This window comes from Dyella sp. M7H15-1 (assembly GCF_004114615.1).
Taxonomy (GTDB): Bacteria; Pseudomonadota; Gammaproteobacteria; order Xanthomonadales; family Rhodanobacteraceae; genus Dyella_B.
Genome location: NZ_CP035300.1, coordinates 1,674,494 through 1,692,795, shown reverse-complemented (window position 1 = coordinate 1,692,795; position 18,302 = coordinate 1,674,494). Strand labels below are relative to the sequence as shown.

The following is an 18,302-nucleotide window of genomic DNA, read 5'->3' as shown; positions in this document are numbered from 1 at the left end:
AGGTATCAGTGAGAAGCGCCGAGATTGGCGCTGATGATCTTTTCAGCTTCTGCGTCGGCTTGCGCGGCAACCTGGTCATACACGGACGTTTCCGCTGCCGGCTGCTGCGCAGCCGCAGCCAGCGCAGGACCTTGATCGTTGCTGATATCCACCGTGACATCCGTGGACAGACCCACGCGTAGCGGGTGCTTGTCGAGTTCGTCGTTATCCAGCGCAATGCGCACCGGCACGCGCTGCACCACCTTGATCCAGTTACCAGTGGCGTTCTGCGCCGGCAATAGGGAGAACACGCTGCCCGTGCCCGCCCCCAGGCCGATCACCTTGCCGTGGAATTCCGTGCCGCCGCTGTAGATATCGGTAGTGATCTTCACCGGTTGTCCGATGCGGATATGGCGTAGTTGGTTTTCCTTGAAGTTCGCATCGATCCACAGATTGTGCAGCGGCACGATGGTCATCAACTGCTGGCCGGGTGTAATGCTGGCGCCTAGTTGTACGCTGCGCTGGGCGACATAGCCGCTGACCGGCGCGACGATGGTGTTGCGCTGCGCCGCGATCCAGGCTGCGCGGAAGTTGGCGCGTGCCTGTTGCACGGTTGGATTGTCGGCGATATCGACGCCTTCGACCGAAGCGCGCGATGCATTCGCCTGCGCCTTGGCGGTATCCAATGCCGCTTGTGCCTGCGCTACCGCGTCGCGTATGTGCTGTACGACTTCAGGCGATTCGGCCTGGGCGGCAACCAGGGGCAGATGGCGTTTCAGGTCGGCCTGTGCTTTGCGCAAATCCACTTCACGCGCGGCGACGGTGGCATCCGCGCTGCTGACCGTATCGGTCTGCTCGCGTACTTGACGCACAGCCTGGGCTAGCGCGCTGCTGGTTTGGCGCAGGCGTACATCGGCATCGGTGCCATCCAGTTTCACCAGCACCTGCCCGGCTTCCACATGCTGCGTGTCGTCGGTGAGGATGCCCACGACCGTGCCGGACACCTGCGAGGACAACGCAACCTGATTACCGCCGACATACGCGTTATCGGTGCTTTCGCGCTTGGAGAGTACGAAGAACCAGAGCAGGAACCAGCCTAGCGCGGCAAGCACGAACACGGCGGCGACCATGAACAGGGCACGACTGCGCTTGGCGGGATCCTTCGCGGCAAGGCCGCTGTCGTTGGCATCCTTGGAGATATCAGAGGCGCTCATGGTTGGGGGCTCCGGCGAGATTCGAAGTGGATGCGGTAGAAGAGGTGGCAGCGGGGACTGCCCGGTTGTCGCTAGTAGTAGGTTCGATATCCGAGTGATAGCCGCCGCCCAGCGCCTTGATCAGTGCAAGGTCGGTGCTGAGTGCTTGCGCATGCAGGCTGACGGCTTGGTCGCGTTGCTGCAGCCACTGCGCTTCTGCAGCCAGGCTCTCACGGGCATCTTGCGTGCCGTGTGCCTGGCGGGCTTGTGCTGTCGCAAGCAGTGCCTGGTTGGCTTTTACCTGCGCCTCCTGCTTGGAGCGGCGCGCTGCGATCTGTTGTGCGATGACGGCTTGGGTGGCGACATCGCGTGCTGCATCGGTCACGGTGACATTGTATTGCGCGATGGATGCATCAAGTTGTGCGCGGCTGGCACCATAGTTCGCTTTCAGCCGCCCACCTTCGAAGATCGGCAGGTGCACCGCAGGCGTGATACCAAACACGCGACTTCCGGCAGTGAACAAATTGCCAAGATCGCCGGTGGTACCTTTGAGCAGGCCGGGAATGTTGGGTGAGCCCTGGTTGGTACTGGATAGTCCCGCCATCGCATTGATGCTGACGTCGGGGAAGTATTCGGCACGTGCCACATCAGTCTGTTTCAGGGCCGCTTCCACCTGCCAGCGGCTGGCGGCGATATCCGGGCGGCGGGCGATCAGGTCCAGACGCACATCATCCGGGAGCGCACCTTCGATTCTTGGCAGGGTGTGCGGCTCGAGCGCCGGCAAATCGGCCGGCGAAACGTTGGCCAGTGCGGCCAATACCACTTTGCGCAGTTCGATCGAACCTTCCAGTGTTACCTGTGACTGCTGCATGGCGGCGAGCTGCGAGCGCGCTTGTTGCACGGTGTCGGGAAGATCCACGCCTTGTTTCACGCGCAACTGGGCGATCTGCAGCAGGCGCTGCTGTACGGCTACCGATTGCTTTGCCAGTGTGAGTCGGCTCTCGTCGGCAAGCCAGCCAAAGTAGGTGTCGGCAACGGCATTCTGCAGCGTTAGCGCTGCAGCACTGCGTTGCGCCTGGGCAGCGTGGGCCTGGTCCAGTGCGGCCTCGATGGATTTTCGCTTCTTGCCCCACCAGTCGAAATCGTATTCGAGCTGCACACCAAGATCAGCCTGGTTGTACCAATCGAAGCCGAGCAGGGAGGGCGGGAACAGGCCGTGATCGCTCATACGCTGCCGCGTGAGCTGTGCATTGCCATGGATACTCAGGCCGGCTTGCGCGGCAGCGACGCGCACCGACTGTTCGGCGGTGAGCACGCGTGCGTGGGCTTGAGCGAGATCCGGCGACTGTTTCATCGCCAGTCCGATCAGCGCATCAAGTTGCGGATCGTTGTAGACACGCCACCATTCGTTGGCTGGCCAGTCCGCACGGGTAGGTACTTGCAAGCCCGCCAACGGCACATCATCGTGCAGTACGGGATGCTGGACTTTGGCGGGTATGACACATCCAGCCAGGCCGACCGTCAACAGCGCAACCCACGTCAGCGGACGAAGGCGCATGAGGGCAGGGGAAGAAACAACAGCATTCATGGCGGATCACCCGCTTCGTGTTCGAGTTGACTGATGTTGGTGGCGAGCTTGCGCAGCAAACGGCTGAGATGGCGTCGATCGGTTTGCGTAAAGCCGTCGAAGATGAGCAACAGGCGCGGAAGCATGCCTGGCAGCATTTTTTGTACGAAGTGTCGTCCGGCTGCAGTGATCTGCATGACCACCTGTCGACGATCCGTGGCGCTGGAACCACGCGTGATTAGGCCGCGCTTGACCAAGGCGTTGGCAATGCGCGTCATATTGGTGGCGCCCTGCGAAGTAAATTCGCAGAGTTCACCGGGTGTGGAAGTGCCGTCGGGTTGTGAAAACAACATCACTAGCGTGCGGAACTCACTGTCGTTGAGCTTGTAGGGACGGAGCTTGTACTCGAACTCAGCCTGTATGCGTTCAGCCAGTAACAGTAGCAGGCGGCAGAGCTTGGCATCTTTGGACAGCTCCGGTAACGCCCTTCGGATGCCAGCAAAGCCTTCATCCAGCCGATTGATATGGTCGATCAGGGACATTTCACTGGTGCATATTTCACTGGTGAACTAAATGATGCGCCCGAATACTCGGCGCTTGCAAGTGCCGATGATCTGTAATCATTAGTGTGGTGTCTCACAAGTAACGTGAAGAAATTCCGAGTGGATGTCGCCGCGATCCTGCGTTGCTCGTCGTCGCCATAGTGTCCACGATGACTCCTCCTCGCGCCTTGTCTCGCGGCGACATCCACTCGGAATTTCTTCACGTTACTTGTGAGACACCACACTAGACTAGGCGAATGGCTTACGCGTGACTGACTTCGACGGAAATGCCGAACAGGCGCATGGTGTTGTTGGTGGTGGTGGCAGCCAGTGCTTCGGGATCCTGGTTGCGCAATTCGGCGATGCAGTAGAGCACGTCAGTGAGGTAGGAAGGTTCGTTGCGCTCGCCGCGATGCATGATGCCCGGTTGATCCGGTGCGTCGCTTTCCAGCAGCAGGTATTCGATGGGCATGCTGGCTACGATCTGGCGCAGGCGTTGTGCGCGTTCGTAAGTGATGGGGCCGCCGATGCCGAGATGGAAGCCAATCTTCCACAACTGTTCGGCTTGTTCCAGGCTGCCGGAAAAACTATGTACCACGCCGCGAAGGCCGCCGGTCCGCCGTAAGGTGGTTGTGACTTCCTCAAGTGCGGCGCGCGCATGCAGGATGACGGGCAGATCGAACTCGCGGGCCAGCGCAAGTTGTTGCCGCAAGAGTTCGCGCTGCCCCTGTGCATCATGAGCTTCCTGATAGAAGTCCAGGCCGATCTCGCCGACGGCAACAGGGTGGCGTGTTCCCAACCAATGTGATAGCTCGGCAACGTCCCCCGGCTGGTGTTGGTGCATGAACATGGGGTGCATGCCATAGGCTGGGAACAGTCCGCTGCCCGGGGTGCACAGTGCGTGGATGCGTGGCCAACTCGCGGCACGGGTGCTGGGGATGACCTGCACGGTCACCCCCGCCGAGCATGCGCGTTTGATAGCAGCGTCGCGATCGGTGTCGAAGCGGGCATCGTCCAAGTGGACATGGCTGTCGGCAAGTCTTGGCATGGTTTGTGACCATTTGTTATTCCATTTTCAGTACTTGGCGCCGTATATCCAGGTTGACCTGCGAAGTGGTTGACAGTTTTGCCTTTCGGTCCAGGCCTATTCAGCATTCCGGCGCTTCAATGTTCAGCGCAAGATATCGCGGGGGCGCAGCGAGTGCTGTGGTTGTTCTTTAAGTACGCTTTAAGTACGGGAGATACAGGAATGAGTAAGTGAATGATCAATGCATGGTGGGGGCTGACGGTATTGTTGGCGCTTGGCTTGACGGCTTGCAACCGGCAGGCGGGCGCGGATGCGAACAGTGCGGCGACTGCGACCAGTACCTCGGGAGCAACCCAGGTCGTGACAACACCGCCAGGTCAGCAGCCTCCTCAGGAGCAGCCGATGTCGCCACCACAACAGGGGCATGACAACGAGCAGTATGCCCAGGTGGTCAACGTGATCCCGGTACGTCAGGACGTCAGCAATCCGCAAAAGGTTTGCCATGACGAGGTCATCAACCGCACCGTGCCGCCGAAGGACCAGCACCAGATTGCCGGCATGGCGATCGGTGCGGTGGCGGGCGGCCTGCTCGGCCACATGATCGGTGGCGGCAAGGGTAACGCCTTGGCAACAGCGGCCGGCGCCATCGGCGGCGGTTATGCCGGCAAGAAGATCGAGGAAAGTCATCAGCAGGCAAACGTTCAATCCGAAGTGGTTCGCCGTTGCAGTACTGTTGCGAATGCCCGCAGTAAGATCGTTGCGTATGATGTGACGTACGTTTACAACGGAGTGACGCGTACCACCCGCATGGATCATGATCCCGGTGATCGGGTGAGGGTGGAACAGAGCGTCAGCGTCGTCTCCGATGTCCATTGATAGATTCACCGAGGAGGTCGTCGTGAAAATGAAATCAATTAAGTTTGGTATGGCGGCGGCATTGTTCGTGGGCATGGTAGCGCTCAGCGGGTGTCAGACCCAGCCGGCCTACCAGGGCCAGACGACCTATGGGTACCGCGGCTGCCAGAGCTGCGGTGTGGTGCAGCAAGTGCAGCAGGTTTATATCCAGCAGCAGGGAACCAACAATAGCGGGATTGGCACCGTGATTGGCGCAGTGGCCGGCGGCCTGCTGGGCAGCACTATTGGTCATGGTCGTGGCAATACCGCTGCCATCGTCGGCGGTGCGGTAGTCGGTGGCGTGGTGGGTAACCAAGTGGGGGCGCAGAACAGTCAGCCTGGCGGCACCATGCCGGCATGGCAGATTGTGGTTCGTCTCGACAACGGTCAGTACGCGACGGTTACGCAAGTTCCCAATCCGGGCGTGCGCCCTGGCGACTATGTCGTGATTAGCAATAATCAGGTGTATCCACGCTGATCCATGCTTCTTCAAGATGGACGTTTGGACGTCCATTTGATGTCTGTGATAGAAATGAAAAGGCCCTCTTTCGAGGGCCTTTTCGGGCTTGTGGTTTATGTGGGTCAGTTGACCGAATAGAACTTGTGATCACCGATCGTCACGGCGTTGCGGTTGCGCGACCAGGTGGGTGCAATCGTGGTGGTGGCGAAGTGATCCGCGCGCGGCACGAAGAGACGGCGCTCGTCCACGGGAAGATCCCAGTTGGTGATCGACTTGCCTGCGATATCCCACGCCTTCTGGAAGGCGGTGAGGTTGTCGATATCCTGAGTGCGAGGCGTTGTGGAGAGTGCAAACTGATGCGGTGATTTCACCACATCACATACCGTATCACCCCATTGACCGCGTTCGCGGCGACGCATGGCAACTTCTGCCACGGCCATCTGACCGACCGTTGACTGGCTGCGTGCTTCCAGATAGACGGTGGTTGCCAGACAAGTCTGGTCTGCGAGCGGTTGGGGCAATACGGACATCAGCCACAACAACATGGAAAGTTTCATAAATAAATACCTGCCTCCACCTTGCAGCACATCGCGGCACCACATGCATGCCTTGATGCTGTTGCGGTGGACGGGCGGGCAGACCGTTCCACCTGGATTTATCGCTAGCGCCGAAATTTGTGGCGTTAGCAGCTAGCCACGACAACGTGGCGGAATCGATCGACATGTCCGATGTCGATCGTCATGGTTTTGACAAATGATGCTGCGGGCTTGAAGCCTCTTTGTACAGCTCGTTCGCGCATCCGGCGAAATGTCCACCGGCATGACTTTGCCGGGTCGCGCTGATCCGGACCCCTCCGGTTCGTCGCGTATGTCGGCATCCTGTGGGTTGGTGGACGCCGAAAAAGTGTTGCCGGAATCTAGTAGGCCTTTTCTGTTTTTGCAAGCGTCTCATTCACCTGATTCACACTTTGCTCACATTGCGAGCGTGCCTCCAATGATGTATGCATCAGTCTGACCATGCCTCCAATGACTGAATCACAACGTCATCATCACTAGTGTTTTCCGCATCTTGCGTGAGTTTTTTGGCTGTCTCATCCGTCATGACAGCAAGGGCTTCGATGACGTTCTGGTGTGAGATCACAGTGAGCAATCGCACGAATTCACGGCCATCGCGACGCAGTTCAGCACCTTCCGCAACCTCTTTGGAGAGTTGGACGCGATGCAGGTGGCGTTTGTTGCCGCCGCGATAATGCAGTCGCGCAACCATTTCCTGACCGGGATAACAACCTTTGTCAAGTGCAACGGCGCCGAGTCGATGCAGGGACAAAGAAGGCGGAAGCAGCTCATTCAATACAGTAACGGGAAGCCACGGCCAGCCAGCGCGCAGTTGTGCACATTGCCATGCATCATCATCCGCAACATCGCTACCGAGTTGCAAAGAATGAGAGCCGCAACCTAATCGAATAACGTCATCTTCTACATCAACAATGTGTGTGGGAAGTGCGTCGCCGGTGGCTAGTTTTTTTCCTTCGAGCACACTCAATGTGACGCGCGAGCGAAATACGAAGCGGCGTAATGCTTCAACGAAATTCACTGCGTCGCCACCTCGCAAAATCATCAATAGTTGCTCCTCACCCAGTCGTGCGAGATGAAACAGATGGCGCACGCGTCCTTGTGTATCCAGCCAGCTACTGAATTGCCATTGGCCGTTGGGCAAGGCTGCAACCTGGCTGGTGAATTGACCTTGGGCGAAGGCGGTGGCGTCAGCGCCATCAAGGAGAATGGCTTGGGCGAGATGGGATGTCGGCATGTGCGTCGTGATGGGGGCGATAAGCGTATGGTGCAAGGCCGCAGGCAAACGCTTGCAACGCTTGGGGCTCTACGTCAAAGGGTTGTGCCGCTATGCCGCAAGTATTACGCTTTTAACGATAACTATGCCCGACACATCCTCCAAACCCGCAACCAGTCCTGAACCCGCGAAGACGGAGCGCGCTGTCACGCCTGCTTCGCCCAAGCAGGAACAGGAACAGGAACAGGACGGGCGACCAGTACCGGATCCCACGCGCTACGGCGACTGGGAAAAGAACGGGCGCTGCATCGATTTCTGATCAGGCGCGATCTCGCGTCGAATATGAAACGATGAAGCAGGGGCAGACGTGGGCATTAGCGATTCCACCCAGGATAGCCGCCATGGCAGATACGCAACGACCGCTTTCACCCCACCTGCAGATATATAAGTGGCAAGTGCAGATGGTGACTTCCATCCTGCATCGCGCCACCGGCATGGCTATGGCTGTGGGCATACTGATGATCATCTGGGGTGTCCTCTCGCTGGCCGCCGGCGAAGACGCTTTCAATCAGTTCAAGATCTGCATGAGCAGCTCGTTGGGCATCGTCTTGCTGATCGGCTGGAGCTGGGCGTTTTTCTACCACCTGTGCAACGGCATCCGTCACCTGATCCAGGACACGGGCGTCGGTTATGCCATTCCGCAATTCGTGCGCTCCAGTTGGATGTCGGTGATCGGTAGCATCGTGCTGACCCTGCTTGTGTGGGCTTATGTACTGATCGCCGGAGGTGCCACATGAGCACGAATGCAAAAGATTTTCGCAACCCGCTCAAGCGTGCTCGCGGACTGGGTTCCTCCCAGTCTGGCGTGGGGCATTGGTGGACGCAGCGCGTGACCGCCGCCGGTCTGATCATTCTCGGGTTGTGGTTGGTGGTGCTGGTGTTGGGCCTGCTGCATTCGGACTATGCAACGGCCCGGGCCGCAGTCGCCAAGCCCTGGAATGCCGTGCTACTGATTGCTTTCCTGATCACTGCTTTCTGGCATGCCGTGCTTGGCCTGCAAGTGGTGATCGAAGATTACGTACACACCCGCTGGAAGGAAATCGTCTTGCTGGTGGCGATTAAGTTCCTCGCGGTGCTGAGCATGCTGGCTGGCACGTTGGCGGTGCTGCGTATCGCATTGGGAGCCTGAGGTCGATGGAAGCCTACAAGATTCAGCAGCACAAATATGACGTGATCGTGGTCGGCGCCGGTGGCGCGGGTCTGCGCGCCACCTTCGGCCTGGCCGAAAAGGGCCTCAAGGCCGCGTGTATCACCAAGGTGTTCCCGACCCGCTCGCATACCGTGGCGGCGCAGGGTGGCATTGCCGCCGCGCTCGGCAACATGGGCGAGGACGATTGGCGTTTCCACTTCTACGACACCATCAAGGGTTCGGACTGGTTGGGTGACCAGGACGCCATCGAATATATGTGCCGCGAGGCCATTCCTTCGATCCTCGAACTGGAACACTACGGCGTGCCGTTCTCGCGTACCGATGACGGCCGCATCTACCAGCGCCCGTTCGGCGGCATGACCACGCATTACGGCAAGGGCACCGCGCAGCGTACCTGCGCCGCCGCCGACCGTACCGGCCACGCGATCCTGCACACGCTGTACCAGCAGGCGCTGGCGCATGACGCTACTTTCTTTATCGAATACTTCGCCATCGATTTGATCTTCGATGATGATGGCGTGTGCCGTGGCGTACTTGCGCTCGACATGAACGAGGGCACGCTGCATCTGTTTCGCGGTCAGGCGGTGGTGCTGGCGACGGGCGGTTACGGCCGTACGTACTTCAGCGCAACCTCCGCACACACCTGTACGGGTGACGGTGGTGGCATGGTGCTACGTTCCGGTCTTGCCTTGCAGGACATGGAGTTCGTGCAGTTCCATCCCACTGGCATTTATGGCGCGGGTTGCCTGATCACCGAAGGTGTGCGCGGCGAAGGTGGTTATCTCACCAATTCCAAGGGCGAACGTTTCATGGAGCGCTATGCGCCGAGCGCTAAGGATCTCGCATCGCGCGATGTGGTCAGCCGCGCCATGACGGTTGAGATTCGCGAAGGCCGCGGCGTGGGCGAACACAAGGATCATGTACATCTGAACCTGATGCATTTGGGTCCAGAAGTGATTCACGAGCGTCTGCCAGGTATTGCCGAATCGGCACGCATCTTTGCCGGCGTGGACGTCACCAAGGAACCGATCCCGGTACTGCCGACCGTGCACTACAACATGGGCGGCATTCCCACCAACTATCACGGCGAAGTCGTGCAGAAGAAGGGCGACGACGTGGATTCGGTCGTACCCGGTCTGTTCGCCATTGGCGAAGCGGCTTGCGTGTCCGTGCATGGCGCCAATCGCCTTGGTTCCAATTCGCTGCTCGACCTGGTGGTGTTCGGTCGCGCGGTGTCGCATCGCTGCGCTGAAATCATCAAGCCGGGTCTGGCGCATAAGGATCTGCCGGCCAGCGCGTTGGACAAGGCGCTTGGCCGTTTCGACGCCTTGCGTCACGCGAATGGCGGCACGCCAACGGCGAAGATCCGCCAGGACATGCAGCGCACCATGCAGGAAGATGCGGCCGTGTTCCGTACCGGCGAAACGCTGAAGGCGGGTTCGAAGAAGATCTCCGATGTTTATGACTCCTTCAAGGACGTGCACGTGAGCGACCGTTCGATGGTGTGGAACTCCGACCTCATCGAAACGCTGGAGCTGTCCAACCTGCTGGGCCAGGCCGTCGCCACTATGCATTCGGCTGAGCAGCGCCCGGAAAGTCGCGGTGCACATGCTCGCGAGGACTTCCCCGATCGTGACGATCACAACTGGATGAAACACACGTTGGTGAAGGTCGACGAAAACGGCAAGACCAGCTTCGACTTCCGCCCGGTGCACATGTACACCTTGACCCCCGAGGTCGAGGTAGTGCCGCCGAAGAAGCGCGTTTATTAAAGAGCCTGAATATAGGCTCGGCGTGGCCCGCGCCGGGACTGTTTGCCTGTCGGGCAAGGAGGAGCGAAGGCGTGTATGTCGATACACAACTGAGTGAGGACGCAGTCCGGCGGGCAAACAGCCCCGGCCCGAAGGGTTGCCGCGATGCGTCCACCATGCGGCAGCGCGCGGCTTGGCTTGCCAGCCAGGCAAGCGCTGCGCCGCGCATTACCACCTGGCGGACGCATCGCGGCAACGCGGGCTACGCCGAGACCATATTCAGGCTCTGACCTGACTGGAGAGGCAATCGTGGCCGAGTTCACGCTACCCAAGAATTCCAAGATCCAGCCGGGCAAGCACTATCCGGCGAAAGACGCGAAGAAACCGCGTACGTTCCGCATTTACCGCTGGTCGCCGGACGACGGCCAGAACCCGCGCATCGACATCTATGAAGTCGACCTGGCCGCCTGCGGCCCGATGGTTTTGGACGCGCTGTTGAAGATCAAGAACGAGATCGACCCCACGCTCACCCTGCGCCGCTCGTGCCGTGAAGGCATCTGTGGCTCGTGCGCGATGAACATCGACGGCACCAACACGCTGGCCTGCACCAAGGCCATCGATGAGTGCCCGTCAGGCGATGTGAAGATCTATCCGCTGCCGCATATGCCGGTGGTGAAAGATCTCGTGCCGGATCTCACCCACTTCTACGCCCAGTTCGCGTCGATCAAGCCGTGGCTGCGCACGCAGAGTGCGGCGCCGGACCGCGAACGTCTGCAGTCGCCGGAAGACCGCAAGAAGCTCGATGGCCTGTATGAGTGCATCCTGTGCGCGTGCTGCTCAACCAGTTGCCCGAGCTACTGGTGGAACGGTGATCGTTATCTCGGCCCGGCGATCCTGCTGCAAGCCTATCGCTGGATTGTCGACTCGCGTGACGAAGACACCGGTGCACGTCTGGATGATCTGGAAGATCCGTTCAAGCTGTACCGATGTCACACTATCATGAATTGCGCCCGCACCTGCCCGAAGGGTTTGAATCCAGCGAAGGCGATTGCGGAGATCAAGAAGTTGATTGTGGAGCGTCGTTCGGCGTAATTGGCTTTTCCCTCTCCCCTCCGGGGAGAGGGCAGGGTGAGGGGCCAATCTTGCGCTGCTGTTGCGTCGAAGTGCGCTTCGACAGAAATCCGGGGCGAGCCCCAGCCCCTCACCTCAATCCTCTCCCCGAAGGGGAGAGGAGGCAAACGAGGCGCTACGCGCGTTTTATTCCTATGGATGCTTCCCGCATCAAACGCCTGCAATGGCGCACCCGCCGTGGCACGCGCGAACTTGACGTCTTGTTCGGTGGCTGGCTGGAAACCTCCTTTTCGACCGCCGCCGAGGCCACGCGCCAGGCGTTCGACGAACTGCTCGACGTGCAGGATCCGGACCTGTGGGATTGGGTCATGAACCATACTCGCCCACCGCGGGCGGACTGGCAAGCGATCATCGATGACATCCGCGCCCGCCATCGGCTTTGAGTACCGGCCCTCACGCTGGGTGCCGCGATTGTTTCTTCTGATGGCGTCGCTGGCTCTGTTGGCGATTATCCTGTTGGGAGCGCCGTGGCTCTTGCGGTGCGCGCTGATCGTGGTCGTTGTCGTTGCCTGTGGGCAGGCCATGCACCGTCTGCGCCTGCCGATTTACGCCGTGGGTTGGGCCAAGGGTGGCTGGACGCTACGTGGCCTGGACGGCGCCGATGATCCGGCGACGCTGCTTTCATCCCGTGCCATGGGGAGCCTGGTTCTGCTTCGTCTGGCCAGCCGGCGCTACGGCAAGCTCACGCTTTGGCTGATGCCCGATAACAGCGATGCGGATATTCGCAGGCGGTTGCGTATGCGGTTGGCCGTGCTGCGAGTCGCTGCGGAAGATGGAGTGGTGCAGGATTAGCGCCCTGTGCATCCCACGGGGCACCTTTGTGGTCGCAAGCAAAGGGAGGGGCTATTGCGCAGGACGAGCCTCGACGGTTGCTGCGTCTCTCCGCTTCGGGCACTCTGCGCCCGCGGCATGGTCCAACGATTTCTCGAATGATCTTACAGTCATCGGTCATCGGACGGCCTGTCACCCGACCCCACAAGCGACCCTTACATGTTCCGACCGCTCGAGCTTTTCATCGGCCTGCGCTACACGCGAGCCAAACGGCGTAACCAGTTCATCTCTTTCATTTCCATCGTTTCCATCATCTGCATCACGATCAGCGTGATGGCACTGATCACGGTGATGTCGGTGATGAACGGCTTTGACGACCAGTTGCGTTCGCGCATCCTTGGCGCGATCTCCGATGCCACGGTCTCCGGTCTGCCGGGTGAAAGCGTGCAGAACTGGCAATACGCGCTGAAGGTGGTGGAGGCCAATCCGCATGTGAAGGGTGCTGCGCCCTATGTGGAAATTCAGTCCTTCCTGCAAGGGCAGCGATCCAGCGGCGCCATCGTGAGAGGCATCGATACGGCGCTGGAACCGAAGGTTTCGGACATTAATACGCACATGGTCGCCGGGGCGTTCGATTCGCTGAAATCAGGAGATTGGAACATCATCCTGGGTAAGGATCTTGCCATCCAGCTCGGTGTCAACGTTGGCGATCAAGTCACGATGGTCGTGCCGGAGTTGCGTGCCACGCCACTGGGTGCTGTGCCGCGTGTGCGAGGATTCAAGGTCAGCGGCATTTTCGAGGTAGGTATGGAAGAGTTCGATTCCGGACTCGGCCTTATCAACATGGGCAATGCCGAAAAGCTCAAAAGCATCGACGGCCCCACCGGCATTCGTCTGAAACTGGATGACTTCTACAACGCCCGCTCGGTGGTGGGCGAACTGGCCAACACTCTGGGGCGTCAGGTTTACGAATTGACCACCTGGATGGATAGCCACGCCAACTTCTTCTCCGCCATCTCGATGGAGAAGAAGGTGATGTTCATCATCCTCTCGTTGATCATCCTAGTGGCTGTCATCAATCTGATTTCCATGTTGATGATGCTGGTAACCGACAAACAGGCAGACATCGCGATCCTGCGCACGCTGGGTTCCACGCCGCGTAGCATCATGGGCATGTTCATGGTGCAGGGTGTGCTGGTGGGCTTTGTGGGTATCGGCTTTGGCGTGACGCTTGGCTCGTTGCTGTCCTGGCGCCTGCCTGGCATCGTGAAATGGATCGAGCACCTCACCGGTTATACCTTCCTGTCGCCCGACGTTTATTACATCAGTGAAGTGCCCAGCAAACTCGATTGGCATGATGTGACCTGGGTAGCCCTGATCACCTTCGCCTTCTCCCTACTTGCCACGCTGTATCCCGCATGGCGCGCATCGCGTACCCAACCCGCGCAGGCACTGCGCTATGAATAAGACCATGACCCACGAATCTTCGGACATCGTGCTGCGCGCCAGCCATATCGCCAAAACCTATGAGGAAGGCGATCTATACACCAAGGTGCTTAGCGATGTGAGTTTCACCCTCAAGCGTGGCGAAACGCTTTCCATTGTCGGCGCCTCCGGTTCCGGCAAGAGCACGCTGCTGCACATCCTAGGTGGGCTGGATACGCTCACCCGTGGCGAAGTGGAAGTGGACGGCAGGCAGCTTTCCAGGCTTTCCGACGCCGAGCGTGGCCGGGTGCGCAATCGCTCGATGGGTTTTATCTACCAGTTCCATCATCTGCTGCCGGAATTCACCGCGCTGGAAAACGTATGCATGCCGTTGCTGATTCGTGGTACCCAAATGGCTGAAGCGCAGAAGCAGGCCAAGTCGCTGTTGGAACGCGTAGGCCTTGGCCAGCGCCTGGAGCATAAGCCGTCCGAACTTTCCGGCGGCGAGCGCCAACGTTGCGCAGTGGCGCGAGCGCTGGTGACGCGCCCTGTCTGCGTGTTGGGTGATGAACCCACCGGTAACTTGGACGAAGACAACGCCGCGCACGTCTACGAGATGATGTTGGAACTCAATCGGGAGATTGGTACCAGCTTTATCCTAGTGACGCATGACAATCGTTTGGCTGCGCGTATGGATCGTACGCTGGAATTGCATAACGGTGAGTTGCGCGAGAAGGTCGCGAGCTGATCTTGCGATGCGATCCGCGTAGGTTGCCCCCTTCAGACATTCGACCTTTCCTGGATAGTCGTGCGCGAAAACGGGAATAACGGCGAGACAGGACTTTCCCAGGAACTTTAAAGGGCGCTTAAGTTAGTGCCATTGCCCCTAAGCTGAGCTAGACCCCAAAGCAGAGCGTTACCTTGCAGTGGCAGTCGAACGCGCAGTGGTAACCCCCGCAGTGGTAACCCCCCGTGCGAGCACTAATTCGATGTAGGCAACGACTGATTTCGTGTCATCCGTGGGTTAGCGCACGGATGGTCTTGCTACGGTAACCCCCCGTGTGTACCCGTGCTCGCTTTGGTTTTTTCATCAAGGACAGGATGATGATCTCGCGTCGTGTTTCTTCGGGTTCTTCTCGCACATTGCCGCGTCATGCCTTGACCACGGCGGTGCTCGCCGCACTGCTCGGCACCCCGGTTCTGGTTGCCGCGCAAGTCACGCCCGATCCGAATGCCGGCGTACACCGCCCCGGTGTCGATGCGGCGGCCCATGGCACGCCGGTGGTCAACATCGTGGCGCCGTCGGCCGCTGGCGTGTCGCACAACCAATACCAGCAATTCAATGTCGATCAGCCGGGGCTGATTCTCAACAACGCCGCCAACGTGTCGCCGACGCAGTTCGGTGGATACATCACCGGCAATCCAAACTATCCGCCGGGCCGATCGGCCAAGGTGATCGTCAACGAAGTCACCTCGACCCACCCGACCTATCTGCGCGGCTATACGGAAGTGGCCGGTAACGCCGCCGATGTGATCATTGCCAATCCCAACGGCATCCGTGTGTCGGGAGCGGGCTTCATCAACACGCCACGCGCCACGCTGACCACCGGTGTGCCGGTGTTCGGTGGCGATGGTTCCTTGAGTGCCTTTCACACGACGCGCGGCGCCATCAGCATCGATGGCGATGGCTTGAATGCCTCCAACATCGACCGCCTCGATCTGATCGCACGCAACCTGGCCGTGAATGGCAAGGTGTGGGCCAATCACCTCAACGTGGCCACGGGCGCGAATCAGGTGGGCTATGCGGATCTGTCCACCCAGGCGATCGGGGGCGATGGCGTCGCCCCGGTGGTGGGCGTGGATGTGGCCGCGCTGGGCGGCATGTATGCCAACCAGATCATGCTGGTCGCCACCGACGCGGGCATCGGCGTGCGTAACGCGGGTCAATTGGCCACGCAGAGCGGCGATTTCATCATCGACAGCGCCGGTCAATTGCAACTGACCGGCACGACCTCGTCGGCGGGCAACCTCACGATCCACAGCCGCTCACTGGCCAACAGCGGCACGCTGCAGTCCGGCGGTGGGTTGTCCGTGCAAACAGCCGGCGACACGACTAACGCTGGCACGCTCTACAGCGGCGGCAACGTGGGCGTGGTCGCCGGCGCGCTGACCAACCACGGTTCGCTGCAATCGGCGGGCAGCATAGCGCTGCAAAGTGCCGGCGATGTCACCAACACCGGCACGCTCTACAGCGCCGGCGATATCCACCTTACTGCCGCCGGCACGCTCAGCAACAGCAACCTTATCGCGGCGGCCAATAACGCGACCTTGCGTGCGCAGCAAGGGGTTTCCTCCGGCACACTCGGTGCCGGTGTGGCTGGCGACGGCAGCCTGCAAGGCAGCGGTGCGCTCGACGTCGCCACCACGAACCTGCTTGCTGCTAATGGCCGCAACCTCGCCGCTGGCGGCATGACCCTGCAAGGCAGCGCGCTCGACCTGTCCCATGCGCAGACGCAGGTCGGCAGCACGATCGTCTTGATCAGCACCGCGGGCGATATCGATCATCACAACGCCACGCTTGCCACCCATGGTGCGCTGACGGTGCGCAGCGCCGGCACGCTGGACAACACCCGCGGCACGATCCAAGCCGGTTCGCTCGATGCGCAAGCCGCCGTCTGGCGCAATGCTTACGGTTCCGTGCAAACCCGCGGCGCCATGACCGCCCAGATCCAAGGTTTGCTGGACAACACGCACGGCACCTGGATCAGCGCGGCCAACGCTGCGCTGCGCGCTGGCAGCTTCAGCAATAACGATGGCCTGCTGTACGCGGCTAACGATCTGTCGCTCCACAGCAGCGGCTTGCTGCAATCCACCGGCACCCTCTACAGCGGCCAAGCGCTGGACCTGTACGCCGGTCAACTTGACCAACGCGGCACGCTGCGCAGTGACGGCGCACAAACCGTGCAGGTAGCGGGCGATGCCACCCTGGCCGGTACGACCTATGCCGGTGCGGCGTCGCAATGGCAAGTCGGCGGCACGCTCACCCACACCGGCACCCTGGCCGCACTCAACGATCTCACCCTCACCGCCGGCACCTTGGCGAGCCGCGGCACGGTGGCGGCGGGCCTTCAGTCCGATGGCAACCTCAGCGGCAACGCGTCACTGACCCTGCGCACCCAAGGCGCACTCGCCGCCACCGGCACACTCGCCGCCTCCGGGGCGCTCAGCGTGAGCGGCAGTGCCCTCGATCTGCATGGCGCCACCACGCGCGCCGGCGGCGATATCGCACTCACCGCATGGCTGGGTGATATCAACCATGCCGGCGGCGACCTCGCCACCCCGGGTCGTCTAAGCATCCAGGCCGCACACGCCTTGAACAACGCACAAGGTCGCCTCCAAGCCGGTCAGTGGAACTTGCAAGCCGGCAGCCTGACCAACCAAGGCGGCCAACTGCTGCAAACCGGCGACAGCGACACCACACTTGCCGTGACCGGCTTGTTGGACAACGCCAACGGCACCTTTGCCAGCAATGCGAACAACCTCACCATCAGCGCGGGCGTGATCAACAACACAAACGCCGCCATTCAGCACGCCGGCGCCGGCACGCTGGCGATCACCACCGATACGTTGACCAATACACAGGGTCACATCGTCGGCAACGGCAACCTGGTTCTCGACAGCGCCACCACCGTCAACGACGGTGGCACGCTGAGCGTCGCCGGCAACGCCACCCTCACCGGCACCGACTTCAGCAATGCGGGCGGCACCGTGGTGGCCAACGTGCTGCAAGCCAACCTCGGCGGCACGCTCAGCAACCAGGCCGGCCTGCTGCAAGCCAAGCTCGCGCACCTCGCCGCCGATGCGCTGACCAATGGCAACGGCCAGATCAAGGCGTTGGATGGCGATCTGGCCATCACCGTCGCCACCACGCTCAGCAACGATACCGATGGCTTCCTTGGCAGCAACCAGGGGGTGAACCTCCACACCGGCAGCCTGAACAACGCCGGCCAGCTCTACGCCGGCACCGACCTCACGCTCACCGCGCAAGCGGACGCCCTCAATCGCGGTGCGCTGCAAGCCCTGGGGTCCGTCAACGCGACTATCGCCGGCACCCTCGGCAACGACCACGGCCGCCTCGAAGCCGGCGGTGGGGACGGCACGGCATCGTTGACCCTCCACGCCGCATCGATCAGCAATCACGCTGTTCGCCAACCACGACGTGGTCTTCAACCTGGGCGGCACACTGACCAACACCCGCGGCGCCACCTTGCAAGCGGTCAACGCGCTCACCGTCAACGCGGCCAGTCTGGACAACCAGGCCGGCGCCGACATCAACAGCCGCACCACCACCCTCCATGCCGCCACGCAAACTAACCAAGGCCGCCTCGAAGGCGACAACCTGGTGTTGAACGCCAGCCACGTCAGCAACACCGGCACCATCATCGGCAACACCATCACGATCCACGCTGCCAGCCTGACCAACGGCGCCGACCTTGGCACGCAAACCGACAACAACCCCTACCAAACCGGCCTGATCGCCGCCGTCAATGCACTCAATCTCTAT

18 protein-coding genes are annotated in these 18,302 nt (G+C 60.5%); 12 read left to right on the top strand and 6 right to left on the bottom strand.

All coding sequences use genetic code 11. The features are described 5' to 3' along the window. Positions 1-5 precede the first annotated feature (5 nt). The 4 genes from EO087_RS07945 to EO087_RS07930 all read right to left on the bottom strand — a co-directional run bounded on the left by EO087_RS07945 (position 6) and on the right by EO087_RS07930 (position 4,329). Complete coding sequence (locus EO087_RS07945; RefSeq protein WP_128898400.1) at positions 6-1,193, bottom strand: efflux RND transporter periplasmic adaptor subunit; 1,188 nt, start codon at positions 1,191-1,193, stop codon at positions 6-8. After that, positions 1,180-2,760 (bottom strand): efflux transporter outer membrane subunit, encoded by a 1,581-nt coding sequence (locus EO087_RS07940; RefSeq protein ID WP_128898399.1) that lies wholly within the window; start codon positions 2,758-2,760, stop codon positions 1,180-1,182. Before EO087_RS07940 ends, EO087_RS07945 begins: the two co-directional genes overlap by 14 nt. Then, entirely contained in the window at positions 2,757-3,281 is a 525-nt protein-coding gene (locus EO087_RS07935) for a MarR family transcriptional regulator (RefSeq protein ID WP_128898398.1), read from the bottom strand. Before EO087_RS07935 ends, EO087_RS07940 begins: the two co-directional genes overlap by 4 nt. Positions 3,282-3,543: 262 nt before the next feature. Next, entirely contained in the window at positions 3,544-4,329 is a 786-nt protein-coding gene (locus tag EO087_RS07930) for a TatD family hydrolase (protein ID WP_128898397.1), read from the bottom strand. 213 nt (positions 4,330-4,542) lie between these two features. Between EO087_RS07930 and EO087_RS07925 the strand changes: the two genes are divergently transcribed. Both EO087_RS07925 and EO087_RS07920 read left to right on the top strand, forming a co-directional pair. Continuing rightward, on the top strand, positions 4,543-5,184 hold the full coding sequence (locus EO087_RS07925) for a glycine zipper 2TM domain-containing protein (RefSeq protein WP_128898396.1): 642 nt from the start codon (positions 4,543-4,545) through the stop codon (positions 5,182-5,184). A gap of 28 nt (positions 5,185-5,212) precedes the next feature. Then, positions 5,213-5,680 carry a glycine zipper 2TM domain-containing protein gene (locus tag EO087_RS07920; protein ID WP_205744455.1) on the top strand — a complete coding sequence of 156 codons (468 nt, stop codon included), beginning with the start codon at positions 5,213-5,215 and terminating at the stop codon, positions 5,678-5,680. 104 nt (positions 5,681-5,784) lie between these two features. On the opposite strand, the gene EO087_RS07915 is transcribed toward EO087_RS07920, so the two are convergent. Beyond that, a complete protein-coding gene (locus EO087_RS07915; protein WP_240669163.1) occupies positions 5,785-6,219 on the bottom strand; it encodes a cell wall hydrolase in 435 nt (144 codons plus the stop codon). 448 nt (positions 6,220-6,667) lie between these two features. Beyond that, positions 6,668-7,378, bottom strand: a complete 711-nt coding sequence (locus EO087_RS07910) for a folate-binding protein (RefSeq protein ID WP_240669162.1) — start codon at positions 7,376-7,378, stop codon at positions 6,668-6,670. 217 nt (positions 7,379-7,595) lie between these two features. On the opposite strand from EO087_RS07910, the gene EO087_RS07905 reads away from it, so the two are divergent. The 10 genes from EO087_RS07905 to EO087_RS16720 all read left to right on the top strand — a co-directional run bounded on the left by EO087_RS07905 (position 7,596) and on the right by EO087_RS16720 (position 18,112). Then, entirely contained in the window at positions 7,596-7,769 is a 174-nt protein-coding gene (locus EO087_RS07905) for a DUF1674 domain-containing protein (RefSeq protein ID WP_128898393.1), read from the top strand. Between the two features lie 82 nt (positions 7,770-7,851). Next, positions 7,852-8,247, top strand: coding sequence for a succinate dehydrogenase, cytochrome b556 subunit (sdhC, locus tag EO087_RS07900; protein WP_128898392.1), 396 nt, complete (start codon positions 7,852-7,854; stop codon positions 8,245-8,247). Continuing rightward, a complete protein-coding gene (gene sdhD / locus EO087_RS07895) occupies positions 8,244-8,639 on the top strand; it encodes a succinate dehydrogenase, hydrophobic membrane anchor protein (protein ID WP_128898391.1) in 396 nt (131 codons plus the stop codon). The genes sdhC and sdhD overlap by 4 nt, the downstream gene beginning before the upstream one ends. Positions 8,640-8,644: 5 nt before the next feature. Further along, complete coding sequence (gene sdhA / locus EO087_RS07890; RefSeq protein ID WP_128898390.1) at positions 8,645-10,432, top strand: succinate dehydrogenase flavoprotein subunit; 1,788 nt, start codon at positions 8,645-8,647, stop codon at positions 10,430-10,432. 288 nt (positions 10,433-10,720) lie between these two features. Beyond that, positions 10,721-11,503 carry a succinate dehydrogenase iron-sulfur subunit gene (locus EO087_RS07885; RefSeq protein ID WP_128898389.1) on the top strand — a complete coding sequence of 261 codons (783 nt, stop codon included), beginning with the start codon at positions 10,721-10,723 and terminating at the stop codon, positions 11,501-11,503. Between the two features lie 173 nt (positions 11,504-11,676). Continuing rightward, positions 11,677-11,925, top strand: a complete 249-nt coding sequence (locus tag EO087_RS07880) for a succinate dehydrogenase assembly factor 2 (protein WP_128898388.1) — start codon at positions 11,677-11,679, stop codon at positions 11,923-11,925. Beyond that, positions 11,897-12,334: a protein YgfX gene (locus EO087_RS07875; protein ID WP_128898387.1), complete on the top strand. Its 438-nt coding sequence runs from the start codon at positions 11,897-11,899 to the stop codon at positions 12,332-12,334. Before EO087_RS07880 ends, EO087_RS07875 begins: the two co-directional genes overlap by 29 nt. Before the next feature lie 198 nt (positions 12,335-12,532). Further along, positions 12,533-13,780, top strand: a complete 1,248-nt coding sequence (locus tag EO087_RS07870) for a lipoprotein-releasing ABC transporter permease subunit (protein WP_128898386.1) — start codon at positions 12,533-12,535, stop codon at positions 13,778-13,780. Then, positions 13,773-14,486: a lipoprotein-releasing ABC transporter ATP-binding protein LolD gene (lolD, locus tag EO087_RS07865; protein ID WP_128898385.1), complete on the top strand. Its 714-nt coding sequence runs from the start codon at positions 13,773-13,775 to the stop codon at positions 14,484-14,486. Before EO087_RS07870 ends, lolD begins: the two co-directional genes overlap by 8 nt. A gap of 311 nt (positions 14,487-14,797) precedes the next feature. After that, positions 14,798-18,112, top strand: coding sequence for a filamentous hemagglutinin N-terminal domain-containing protein (locus EO087_RS16720; protein ID WP_128898384.1), 3,315 nt, complete (start codon positions 14,798-14,800; stop codon positions 18,110-18,112). Positions 18,113-18,302 lie beyond the last annotated feature (190 nt).

Bases quoted from the DNA above. Each gene is read 5' to 3' on its own strand.
- EO087_RS07940 (WP_128898399.1), bottom strand. From the start codon at position 2,760: ATGAATGCTGTTGTTTCTTCCCCTGCCCTCATGCGCCTTCGTCCGCTG.
- EO087_RS07870 (WP_128898386.1), top strand. From the start codon at position 12,533: ATGTTCCGACCGCTCGAGCTTTTCATCGGCCTGCGCTACACGCGAGCC.
- EO087_RS07935 (WP_128898398.1), bottom strand. From the start codon at position 3,281: ATGTCCCTGATCGACCATATCAATCGGCTGGATGAAGGCTTTGCTGGC.
- sdhD (WP_128898391.1), top strand. From the start codon at position 8,244: ATGAGCACGAATGCAAAAGATTTTCGCAACCCGCTCAAGCGTGCTCGC.
- sdhC (WP_128898392.1), top strand. From the start codon at position 7,852: ATGGCAGATACGCAACGACCGCTTTCACCCCACCTGCAGATATATAAG.
- sdhA (WP_128898390.1), top strand. From the start codon at position 8,645: ATGGAAGCCTACAAGATTCAGCAGCACAAATATGACGTGATCGTGGTC.
- EO087_RS07905 (WP_128898393.1), top strand. From the start codon at position 7,596: ATGCCCGACACATCCTCCAAACCCGCAACCAGTCCTGAACCCGCGAAG.
- EO087_RS07880 (WP_128898388.1), top strand. From the start codon at position 11,677: ATGGATGCTTCCCGCATCAAACGCCTGCAATGGCGCACCCGCCGTGGC.
- EO087_RS07930 (WP_128898397.1), bottom strand. From the start codon at position 4,329: ATGCCAAGACTTGCCGACAGCCATGTCCACTTGGACGATGCCCGCTTC.
- EO087_RS07875 (WP_128898387.1), top strand. From the start codon at position 11,897: ATGACATCCGCGCCCGCCATCGGCTTTGAGTACCGGCCCTCACGCTGG.
- EO087_RS07925 (WP_128898396.1), top strand. From the start codon at position 4,543: ATGATCAATGCATGGTGGGGGCTGACGGTATTGTTGGCGCTTGGCTTG.
- lolD (WP_128898385.1), top strand. From the start codon at position 13,773: ATGAATAAGACCATGACCCACGAATCTTCGGACATCGTGCTGCGCGCC.
- EO087_RS07945 (WP_128898400.1), bottom strand. From the start codon at position 1,193: ATGAGCGCCTCTGATATCTCCAAGGATGCCAACGACAGCGGCCTTGCC.
- EO087_RS07920 (WP_205744455.1), top strand. From the start codon at position 5,213: ATGAAATCAATTAAGTTTGGTATGGCGGCGGCATTGTTCGTGGGCATG.
- EO087_RS07915 (WP_240669163.1), bottom strand. From the start codon at position 6,219: ATGAAACTTTCCATGTTGTTGTGGCTGATGTCCGTATTGCCCCAACCG.